Annotated in this window: 8 protein-coding genes; 4 read left to right on the top strand and 4 right to left on the bottom strand. The window is 68.3% G+C overall.

Annotated elements, in window-relative coordinates; all coding sequences use genetic code 11:
* Positions 1 to 2,222, bottom strand: a 2,222-nt coding sequence (locus C4313_RS09795) for a DUF2142 domain-containing protein (protein WP_352429682.1), incomplete at its 3' end; no start/stop codon positions are given.
* A 107-nt stretch (positions 2,223 to 2,329) separates the two neighbouring features.
* On the bottom strand, positions 2,330 to 3,682 hold the full coding sequence (locus C4313_RS09790) for an Nramp family divalent metal transporter (protein WP_352429681.1): 1,353 nt from the start codon (positions 3,680 to 3,682) through the stop codon (positions 2,330 to 2,332).
* A gap of 138 nt (positions 3,683 to 3,820) precedes the next feature.
* On the opposite strand from C4313_RS09790, the gene C4313_RS09785 reads away from it, so the two are divergent.
* The 3 genes from C4313_RS09785 (at position 3,821) to C4313_RS09775 (ending at position 7,720) form a co-directional block, all read left to right on the top strand.
* The gene (locus C4313_RS09785; protein ID WP_352429680.1) at positions 3,821 to 4,930 is read left to right on the top strand and encodes a pyridoxal-phosphate-dependent aminotransferase family protein; all 1,110 of its coding nucleotides are present in this window, start codon (positions 3,821 to 3,823) and stop codon (positions 4,928 to 4,930) included.
* 424 nt (positions 4,931 to 5,354) lie between these two features.
* Positions 5,355 to 6,767, top strand: a complete 1,413-nt coding sequence (locus C4313_RS09780) for a class II fructose-bisphosphate aldolase (RefSeq protein ID WP_352429679.1) — start codon at positions 5,355 to 5,357, stop codon at positions 6,765 to 6,767.
* A gap of 11 nt (positions 6,768 to 6,778) precedes the next feature.
* The gene (locus tag C4313_RS09775; RefSeq protein WP_352429678.1) at positions 6,779 to 7,720 is read left to right on the top strand and encodes a polysaccharide deacetylase family protein; all 942 of its coding nucleotides are present in this window, start codon (positions 6,779 to 6,781) and stop codon (positions 7,718 to 7,720) included.
* On the opposite strand, the gene C4313_RS09770 is transcribed toward C4313_RS09775, so the two are convergent.
* A complete protein-coding gene (locus tag C4313_RS09770; protein ID WP_352429677.1) occupies positions 7,677 to 8,594 on the bottom strand; it encodes a DMT family transporter in 918 nt (305 codons plus the stop codon). The two genes, C4313_RS09775 and C4313_RS09770, sit on opposite strands and share 44 nt — an antisense overlap.
* Entirely contained in the window at positions 8,591 to 9,310 is a 720-nt protein-coding gene (locus C4313_RS09765) for a DUF2085 domain-containing protein (RefSeq protein ID WP_352429676.1), read from the bottom strand. Before C4313_RS09765 ends, C4313_RS09770 begins: the two co-directional genes overlap by 4 nt.
* A 136-nt stretch (positions 9,311 to 9,446) precedes the next feature.
* On the opposite strand from C4313_RS09765, the gene C4313_RS09760 reads away from it, so the two are divergent.
* Positions 9,447 to 10,832 carry a PLP-dependent cysteine synthase family protein gene (locus tag C4313_RS09760; RefSeq protein WP_352429675.1) on the top strand — a complete coding sequence of 462 codons (1,386 nt, stop codon included), beginning with the start codon at positions 9,447 to 9,449 and terminating at the stop codon, positions 10,830 to 10,832.
* The last annotated feature ends 66 nt before the right edge of the window (positions 10,833 to 10,898 follow it).

Genomic DNA, 10,898 nt, shown 5'->3' with positions numbered 1-10,898 from the left:
GGACGCGGCAGCACCCGCACCCGGCTCAGAAGTAGGAAGTCCCGGCCGTCCTCTAAACGCAGCCGCTCGCCGGTGTCCGGCCGGTAGAGACCGATCTCTACCTCATAGAAGCCAGGAGGGGTTTCCGGCTTCACGACCAAACGGTAAGTCTCTCGGTAAATCTCCCCTGCCTGCCAGCGGGACGTGGGCGGGACCGGCGGCCGGTCCTCCTGTCCCCAGAGGGTCTGCGGCGGTTCCAGGATGTGGGTGAAGACCGTGTAGTCATGGCGCGTCGGACAGCGGGACCGCCAGTATAACGTCAGCACCACCGTCTCCCCCGGATGCACCCGCCGAGGCGCCATCTCGTATCCGACCAGCTCCACGCACTTCCCAAATCGATAAGCGAGCGGGTTCGGGTAAGGGCCCGGGCGGGGGAGGAGGGCCAAGTCGCCGAAGGCGACGAAATCCCCCTGGGGATTCCGCGCCCGATCCGAGACCGGCATCCGCTCCCCCGTGCGCCGGTCGTAGAAGCCCATCCTCAGGGAGAGGCGGGCCGGGGCGGCAGCCGTCTCCGGCACCCTCAGACGATAGACTTCGATCCAGCGCTGGCCCGGCTCCAGGGACGTCGCTCGGACCAAGCCCTGTCGGGGGTAGCGGTCGTCCTGGGCCACGATGATGTCCAGGTCGTCCACCAGGTGGACGAAGAGGCTCCAATCCCGCCTCGGCCGCCGGAGCGCTTCCAGGTAGAGGGTCAGGTCTACGGATTGCCCCGGCTGCAGGGAGGAAGGGGAAAGGGCATACCCCAGCAGCCGGAATTCATCGCCGAAGAAGGCCTCCAGGCGGTGGGGGATTTCCGCTTTTTCGGGCCACTCCGGGGGGCGGTAAGCGGGGGCGATCCAGAGGAAGGGCGAAAGAAAGGCCAGCGCGGCCAGGAGAGGGACGGGAAGGGCGCGCAGGGGCCGGACCAGGCGATGAGATCCGCTAATGGCGAAGACCACCGTTTCCCACCCTGCCCACAACCCCAGGGAGATGGGGCCGATGGCTGGGAACAGCAGCCTTCCTTGGGAGGCCATCGTCTGGGATGTCCAGCGCAGGAAGGCGGCGAAAAGAACGGCAACGTAGGCCAGCAGCCACAATCCCACCAGCCACCTCTCACCCCAGCGGCAGGACCGGGCGGAGCGCCAAGCGGACCGTCCCACGCCGGCGAGCAGGCCTGCGGCACAGAGAGCCGTCCACAGATCCAGCAAACGGTAAACCCAGAGGGGCATCAGGACGTTCATCCACCCGAAGACGCCCCAAAAGGACCAGCGGAAGCCCTCGAACTCCCGGACCAGGTCCGTGAGGGTGGCCGAGCGCCGTCCGACGATGTCCAACATCACGGAGAGGCCGAGGAGGTCGTGGTAGAGGGTCCAATTGCGCCAGAACCACCAGCCGCAGAGGGCCAGGGCGATGGTGAAAACAGCGGTCGCCTCCAGCACCCCATGCCGCCACTGACGTTCCCGTCGGGCAACGATCAGGAGAAGGGCGAGGGCCGGTGGCCAGAGGGCGAGGCCGCTCAGTTTGGCCAATGCTGCTGCCCCCAGGGCTAGGCCCAGCAGAACAGTGCGCACCCAGGAGCGCCCTCGGCGGAAGCGAAGGGCCAGAAGCCACAGGCCCACCGCCGTCATCGCGTTGACCAGCGCGTCGTTGTTCACCGACGCCGTGATGAAAAGAAACATTGGGTTGGCCGCCACCAGCAGGCCGCTCCCCAGGGCCCAGCAGGGACGATCCGGGAAGAAAAGCCGGACCGTTTCCACCGTTGCCAGAACGGTCAGGAGGCCCAGGAGCACCGAGGCCAGACGCCAGAGGTGGAGGGTGAGGACCGCCCCCCGCCAGGGGAAGGGTTCCCATGGCCCGCGCAGTACCTGATTGCGATTGGCCACCTGAGAGGCGTCGCCGGGATGGGCGTGCGGGTTGCGGTGAACCAGGGCCTCGAGGTCGTCCAGCGGGAGACGGAGGGCATGGGTGATCCCGGCCAATAGAGCGTAATACAGCGGCGGCTGGCTGCCTTCCTGCCGCCAGGGGGTCTCCTCGCCGGGGCGCTGGACAGGAAGGCCTTCCCCACGCGCCAGGCGGACCGCCATGCCGATATGCCACAGCTCATCGGGGGACTCGAAAAGGGGGTTCAGCGCGCTGTGCAGCAGGGCCAGGGCCAGGTACAAGGCTGCGATCAGCGGTAGGGGACGCGGATTCCACTTGCCCATCGAGCCCCTCCTCGTCGGGATGGTCGCCCGCGAGGGTCGGCGGCGCTCTCAATACGCAGTATAGCACTGGGAGCAGCAGGGGCTGAGCCAGGGGCCCGATCCCCCTCTTACACGGGCGACCCGTGGAGCAGCCGGTAGAGCAGGAAAAGGTTGAGACCGATCACCAGGGTGGCCACCAGCCCGGCGAGGGCGGTGGTCAGGGGGCGGTTGCGCAACGGCCCCATCAGATCCTCCCGGGCCGTGAACAGGATCAGGGGGACGAGGGCGAAGGGGAGCCCGAAACTCAGCACCACCTGGCTGATCACCAGCGAGCGGGTGGGATCCCAGCCCATCCCCAGCACGACCATGGAGGGCAGCATCGTGACCAGCCGTCGGACTCCCACGGGGATCCGGCGGTGGAGGAACCCCTGCATGATCTCCTGGCCGGCCATGGTCCCCACCACCGAGGAGGAAAGGCCGGAGGCCAGCAGGGCGACGGCGAACAGCACCCCGGCCAAGGGGCCCAGCAGCGGGATCAGCGTGCGATAGGCTTCCTCCAGGGTACCGATCTCGGGGAGCCCGGCGAAGTGGAAGGCGGCGGCGGCCGCGATCATGATGGCCGCGTTGATCAGCCCCGCGATCCCCATGGCGATCACCACGTCGATCCGCTCCATCCGCAGCAGGCGCCGCTTCCGCTCCACGTCCGCGATGGGGATCCGGTTCTGGGTCAGGGCGGAGTGAAGGAAGATGACATGGGGCATCACCGTGGCCCCCAGGATGCCGCTGGCCAGCAGCACGCTCTCGGTGTCGGAGAAGCGGGGGATGAAAATGTGCTGGGCGATGCGGGCCGGGTCGGGGCGGATGAGGAACAGTTCGGCGAGGTAACTGAGGCCGATGACAGCCACGAAGAGCATGATGACCATCTCCAGAGGCCGGAACCCGGCCTGCTCGATCTGGAGGATGGTGAAGGTGATCAGGCCGGTGACCAGGCCGGCCAGGGGCAGGGGGATGTGGAACAGGAGGTTGAGGGCGACGGCTGCCCCCACGAACTCCGCCAGGTCGGTGGCCATGGCCACGACCTCTGCCACCGCCCACATCCCCCAGACCACGGGGCAGGGGAACTGGTCCCGACACAACTGGGCGAGGTTGCGGCCGGTGGCCATGCCCAGTTTGGCGGAAAGATATTGGACGAGCATGGCCATCAGGTTGCTGGCCAGCACCACCCACAGCAACAAGTAGCCGTAGCGGGCCCCCGCCTGGATGTTGGTGGCGAAGTTCCCCGGGTCCATGTAGGCGACGGAGGCGACGAAGGCCGGCCCCAGGAAGGGGATCAGGCGCCCCAGGAGGCCCCGCCGGCTCCGCCCGGCGAGCACCTCCAGGGCCGCAGCCACCGTCCGCGCGTCCGCACGCCGCGCTCCGAGGGCGGAAGGACCCTCCCACGCCCGGGTCTCCCCATTCCCCCGATACCGGTGTTCCTCCATATGCCTGCCTCGATGAATTTAGCCACATCTAAATTTTATCCCGCGTGATCGACTTGTCAAGGCGGGGCGGTCGCTGCACCATGGAACGGAAAGGGATGCGGCCGCGCAGGCGGCGGAACACCGCATGGGGGTGTGGCCATGCGCACCTATGCCCTCCCGTTGGTCCCCGGCCCGACCACGGTGCCGGCGGAGATCCGGGCGGCCTATCAGGAGGATTACGGCTCGGCGGACCTGGAGCCTGAATACTACGAACTCTACGCCGAAACCCAGGACATGTTGCGTGCCATCCTGGGGACCCGGAACGCGATGGTGATCATGACGGGGGAGGCGATGGTGGTCCTCTGGGGTGCCCTCAAGAGCACCCTGCGCCCCGGGGACCGTGTGGTGGCGGTGGCCACGGGGGTCTTCGGTTATGGCATCGCCGAGATGGCCCGTTCCGTTGGGGCCGAGGTGGAGGTGGTAGGGTTCGACTTCGACGAGGCCGCCGACCCCCAGCGGGTGGAGGAGGCCATCCGTCGCGTCCGTCCGAAGATGGTGACCATGGTCCACTGTGAGACGCCGTCGGGGACCCTCAACCCTGTGGCCGAGGTCGGGGATCTGGTGGCCCGCTACGATGTCCCGCTGTTCTACGTGGACGCGGTCTCCAGCGCCGCCGGGGTCCCCCTCCAGGTCGACGCCTGGCACATCGATCTGTGCCTGGTGGGGACCCAGAAGTGCCTCTCGGCGCTGCCGGACCTGGGGATCGTGGCGGTGAGCGAGCGGGCCTGGCGGATCGTGCAGGAGGTTGGCTATGTGGGCTACGACGCCCTGGCGCCCTTCCGCATGGCGCTGGAGGAGCGCTGGTTCCCCTATACGCCCTCCTGGCACGCCATGGCTGCGCTGAACGTCGCCTGCCGCCGCGTGCTTCGAGAGGGCCTGGAGAACGTCTTCCGGCGTCATGCGGAGGTGGCAGCCTACTGTCGGGACCGCCTGAAGGCGATGGGGCTTCGGCTCTTCCCGCGACGGGAGGAATGGTCTTCCCCCACGGTCACTGCCGTCTACGTCCCGGAGGGCCTGCCCTGGCCGGAGTTGGATCGGCGGTTGCGGGAGCGGGGGATGGTCGTGGGCGGGAGCCTGGGCCCGCTGGCCGGCCAGGTCTTCCGCATCGGCCATATGGGCGCCCAGGCCGATCGGGACCTGGTGGGGCGGGGGATGGACGTGCTGGAGGAGGTCCTTCGAGAGGCAGGGGTTGGATCCCCGCGCCGCTGAGCGGCAGGCAGGCTTGCCGGCTGGGGAAGAGGCGTCCAAAATCGAAGGCGCTGGCGGGAGGAGGGAATCCCTCGCGCTCATCGTTCAGGAGGGGGTCGTGCTGCGAACCCGCTGTCCATATTGTGGCCGTCCGTTCTCGATCTCCCGGGAGGAGGCCGGGGCCCTTCTGGCGGTCGCTCTGGCAGCGAACGCCCGGTATGGGGTGCGGGAGTGTCCGTTCTGTCGGCGCGGGGTCAAAATCGGGGTGGCTGAACTGCGCCGGGCCGCACCGGCTGCCTCCGTCCCTCCAACGGCGGGAGGTCCCGCGCCGGAAGCGGCTGTAGCGACGGCCCCTTCGGACCCCGCGCCGGCCCCGGAGGGATCCGAGCCGGCGAGCCCAAGACCGCTGCTCGTGCTCGTCGGCGATCATCCCCGGAGGGATGACATGAACGATCCGCGGGAGCGGTTGCGCATGCCGAAGTGGGGAGCGGCGCTGGCGCTCGCGAAAGACGGGGTGGAGATCCGGGATCCCGCGTGGGTCCGGGCGGAGGGGATCGATGCCTTGGTCCACGCAGCCGTCTTTGGGAGCCCGGCGGAGCAAGCGGAGGCCCACTGGTGGATCTACGACATCGGCCGGGCGCTGGGGGTCCTGCCGGCCTCCATCCACGATCTGTATATGGCCCGGGGCCGGGGGGAGATCCCCCCGACCTTCACCGTGCCGGCCATGAACCTGCGGGGGATGACCTACGATATGGCCCGCGCCGCCTTCCGGGCGGCCCTTCGGCTGGACGTGGGGGCGATGATCTTCGAGATCGCCCGCAGCGAGATCGGCTACACCGATCAGCGCCCCGAGGAATACGCCGTTGTGGTGATGGCCGCTGCCATCAAGGAGGGCTTCTCCGGCCCCCTCTTCCTCCAGGGCGATCATTTCCAGGTGTCGGCCAAAGCCTACGCCCGGGATCCCGAGGGGGAACTCCAGGCGGTCCGCGCCCTGATCGCCGAGGCGATCGCCGCCGGCTTTTACAACATCGACATCGACACCTCTACCTTGGTGGACCTCTCCAAGCCGACCTTGGATGAGCAACAGCGCTTGAACTACACTCTGTGCGCTGAGTTGACCCGTTACATCCGCACCATCCAGCCGCCCGGCGTCACCGTCTCGGTCGGTGGGGAGATCGGAGAGGTGGGGGGCAAGAACAGCACCGTCGAGGAACTGCGGGCCTTCATGGACGGCTACCGACGGCATCTGGGGGAGGAGGTGGGCCTGAGCAAGATCAGCGTCCAGACGGGCACGACCCACGGTGGCGTGGTGCTGCCGGATGGCACGCTGGCCCAGGTGGCCATCGATTTCGAAACCCTGCGGGCCCTCTCGCGGGTGGCCCGGCTGGAATACGGGCTGGCGGGGGCGGTGCAGCACGGCGCTAGCACCCTCCCGGAGGAGGCGTTCCACAAGTTTGTGGAATGCGAGGCCTGCGAGGTGCATCTGGCCACCGGCTTCCAGAACCTGGTCTTCGATCACCTTCCCCCGTCCTTCCGGGAGGAGATCTACGCCTACCTTCGGGCCCATCATTCGGACGAGCGCCGGCCCGGCGAGACCGACGAACAGTTCTACTACAAGGTCCGCAAGCGGGCCTGGGGGCCGTTCAAGGCGGCCTTCTGGTCGCTGCCGGAGGCGGTGCGCGGCCCGATCCGGGCGGCGCTGGAGGCCCGCTTTGCCCTGCTCTTTGAACGGCTGGGCGTGGCAGGGACCCGCGGGGAGGTGGCCCGGTGGGTGAAGCCGCCCTCGCGCCCCCGCCCGATCTCCGCCCCCCAAGCCCCCGGCGCTCCCGCCGGAGCGGTGGAGGACCTGGCGGACTGAAGGAGCGTCCCATGGGCTGGCCGATCCGAAAGAGATCCCCTCGTTTCAACCACCGGGCGAGCTGGGGGCTGGCCCTGGCCGGCCTGCTGGCCCTGGGGAGGGCTCCCCTTCCCCCGGAGGGAACTCCTGTTCCCACATCGCCGACGGAGGATCCGCGGGCGGTGGCGGCCGAGCAGGCCCTTCTCCGAGAGCGGGCAACCCATCGCCCTGCCGCCCCGCGCCGTCGCCGCTCTCCATGTGCGGCGAAAGGGGTCGTTTGCCGGGGCGCGCCGCCACTGGTGGCCCTGACTTTCGATGATTGCTTCCGGACCGAGGAGATCCCGCCGCTGTTGGAGGCGCTGCGGGCAGCGGGGGCCCGGGCCACCTTCTTCTGCATAGGGTGGGTGCTGCGGGCGCACCCGGAGATCGCGCGGCAGATCGTGGCGGAGGGCCACGAACTCGGCAACCACACCCTCCGCCATCGGTTCCTCAACGTCCTTCCCCAACAGGAGATGGAGGCAGAACTGGACGGCTGGCAGGCGGCGGCCGAAGAGGCCCTGGGCCGGACTTATCCCACCCGTTGGTTCCGGCCGCCAGGGATGGCCGGGTTCACCAGTGAGGCCAACCCGGAGATCCTGGAGGCGGTCCGCCGGCGGGGGATGCGGGTGGCGTTGTGGACCCTGGAGACCTACCGGCCGTTCTTCGCCCAGGGCCGGCCGGACCCCGCTGCCATCGCGGCGTATCTGCGGGAGAACGTGCGGGGCGGGGAGATCGTGCTGTTGCATGTGAGCCGGCCGGAGGTGGAGGGTGTGCGCGCGGCGCTGCCGGACCTGGCGGCCCGCTTCCGGTTGGTGACCATGAGCGAGATGTTTCCTCCCGAGGCGGAGGGCGGGGGGGGCGCCTTGAGCCGAGGCCATTCGCTTCGGCCGATCAGTCCCGTGATCGCGCGGCCCACAGGCCGGCCCCCAAGATGAGGGCGCCGCCCAGCCCGTGGGCCGGGCCCAGGGGCTCCCCCAGCAGGAGGGCGCCTAGCAGCGCGCCGTAGATCGGCAGGGTGTTGTAGAACAGCATGGCGCCTCCCGGCCCCAGCCGCCGCACCCCTTCGTTCCACGAGAGGAAACCCACCACTGTCGGGGCCACGCCGATGTAGAGGACGGCCGCGATCACCTCCGGGCGCCAGCGGGCGGGGAGGATCTGCTGCTCCACCAGGGCGGCTGGGATCAGCAGGGGCAGCGCCAGGGCCATCGACCAGGCGGTGGCGGAGAGGGCCGAGCGGCGGGCCATCACCCGCCGCCCGAGGACCGAGTAGAGCCCCCACAGCGTCACCGCCAGGAGCACCAGCCCATCCCCCCGGCGGCCGTGCAGGTTCCGCCAGAACGCTGGCGATCCGTTGGAGATCACCAGCGCCACCCCGAGCAGCCCGAGGGCCGCTGCCCCCAGCCGGCGAGGGGGGAGGGGCTCCCGGATCAACGCCGCGGCCAGCAGCCCAGTGATCAGGGGTCCCAGGCCGTTGATCAAGGTGGCGTTCACCGCGGTGGTTTCTCGCAGGCCCCAATACAGCGTGGGGGCGAACAGGGCAACCCCGGTCAGGGCCATCCCCGCGAGGAGCCTCCCGTCGGCCCCGAGCCGGCGCTCCTCCGGCGGTCGCGAGCGCAACAGGAGCCCGAAGATCGCCGCCCCCACCGCGAACCGGATCGCCGACAGCGTCAGCGGCCCGACGCTGTCCCGCAGCCAGCGACCCAAGATCATGTTGGTGGCCCACGTGAAGGTGGCCAGGTTCACCAGCAACAGCCCCGAGCCTGCGGACGGACGCTGCGCCGTGAAGGGGAGGGAGCGCAGCCGGATCATGGCTCCTCCTGCATCGCCTGCATGGCGGCCTCCCCGTAGGGCAAGGCCAGGGCCCCCAACCCGAAGCCAAAGAGGATCCCGGTGATCCACCGCATCCACGAGTTGAAGGAGCCCAGGGCGTCCCCCACGTAGAACCAGGTCGGGAGCCGGCCCCCCGTCAGCGCCACCAACCATGCGTTGTCGTAACGGAACCCGCGCTCTCCGATGCCGTAGAGCAGATCGTTGATGAAATGGGTGGTCCCATCGACAGCCATGGGCAGCGCGAGGAGAACGAAGGCCCACAAAGGAAGGGGCCGCCAGCGACGGCCGGAGAGGGCGAAGAGCAGAGCAGCAACCCATAAACTGGTATACATCGAGACCATGCGGTCCGACCAGGCCACCTTGTAGCCGAAGATGGGATTGCCGATGAAGGCCCGCAACTGCAGGGGGTCTTCATAGGGCCACACCTGCCGGATCTCGCTCAGGGAATACATCGGTTTCAGGCCGAAGAGGAAGAGGGAGCGCTGGGGGAGTTGATGGCAGAACATGCTGTAGAGGCCGTAGAGGGCCCAGGCTGGGGCTTCCAAGCCGAGATGCATCAGGACAGGGGCCAGCCAGGGGAGCCCCACGAAGAGCCCGTAGCCCACAAGGAAGATCCCCAGCCACTCCCGGAGCAGCCACCGGCCGATGGTGTCCGCCCGGCCCATCGCCGAGGGGGAAGTCCCTGGCTTCACCATGCGCCGCCTCCCACCCGTCCGATCCGGTTGGTCCCCTATTGTATACCTTTCCCGGATGGCGTCGGAAGAAGCGCCCCCAGCGGTCGGGTTTGCGCTATCATCGTTCCAAAGACGCTCCAGAGAACGGAGGTGAACGATGCGGCTGCCTTTCTTCGGCCCGACCTTCGCGGAGATGCGGGATCCCTCTTTGCAGCCGGCGGCGATCCGCGCCCGCGCCCTCGCCGTCCGCGAGCGCGATCCGCTGGATCCCCATAACCTGTTCCACATCACCTGGCGGGACCCCGCGGGGCGGATCTACTATGAGGTCCTCCCCCCGGCCCTCACCGGCGTCGAGGCCCCCATCGTGGTCCTCTACGCCAAGGACTTTCCCACCGGATCCCACAAAGTCGGCGCCGCCTATGCCATCCTGATGGAGAAGATCCTGCTGGAGGGCCTGCGCCCCGGCGAGCACGTGCTGGTCTGGCCCTCCACCGGCAACTATGGCATCGGTGGGGCGTGGGTGGGCGGGCGCATGGGCTTCGAGGGCATCGTCATCCTGCCCGAGGGGATGAGCCGTGAGCGGTTCGAGCGCATCCATGCCTACGGGGCGCGGGTGATCAAGACCCCAGGCTCGGAGAGCAACGTCAAGGAGATCTTCGATAAGTGCAAAGAGCTGGCGGCCTCCGACCCGCGGGTGCGCATCCTTAACCAGTTCAGCGAACTGGGCAACTATCGCTTTCACTATTACGTCACGGGCAACACCATCGTCGACCTGGCGGCCGAGCTGCAGGCCCGGGGGATCGGGGACGGCCGGGTGGCGGCCTTCGTCTCCGCCATGGGCTCCGCAGGGACCATCGGGGCTGGCGACCGGCTGAAGCAGGTCTGGCCGACGTGTCGGGTCGTCGGCCTGGAGCCCATCCAATGTCCCACCCTCTACATGAACGGCTACGGGGTCCATGACATTCAGGGCATCGGCGACAAGCACGTCACCTGGATCCATCACGTCACGAACATGGACGCCCTGATGTGCATCGATGATCTTTCGTGCAAGAAGGGCCTTCAGTTGCTCACCGAGGAGCCGGGCTGGAAGGTCCTGGCCCGCCACGGTGTCCCTGAGGAGCAGATCGAGCGGCTCTCCCAGATCTTCGGCATCAGCGGTATCGCCAACGTCCTGGGGGCCATCAAGACGGCCAAGTTTTATCGCTTCGGGCGGAAGGACCTCATCGTCACCGTGGCCACCGATAACATCGAGCGCTATCGATCCGTGATGGCAGACCTGACCCGCCAATACGGGCCGATGGATGAGACGGAGGCCATAGTGCGGTTGGTCCACATCTTCCACGGTCAGGGGCTGGACTGGATCCAGGAGGGGACCCAGGAGAACCGCCGTCGCTGGCACAACCTGAAATACTTCACCTGGGTGGAACAGCAGGGCAAGACGGTGGAGGAACTGGACGCGCAACTGGATCCCGAGTGGTGGGAGCGAGAGCAGGCGCGTATCCCCGAACTGGATCGCCTGTGGCGGGAGGCGCGGGGGTTTTAACGACAAGGCCAGGTTGGGATGGGCGGGGGCAGGTTTTGGGGTTCCTGCCCCCGCGGGGCTACGGGG

This window comes from Thermoflexus sp. (assembly GCF_040289485.1).
Taxonomy (GTDB): domain Bacteria; phylum Chloroflexota; class Anaerolineae; order Thermoflexales; family Thermoflexaceae; genus Thermoflexus.
This window is presented reverse-complemented; position numbering and strand designations above follow the sequence as displayed.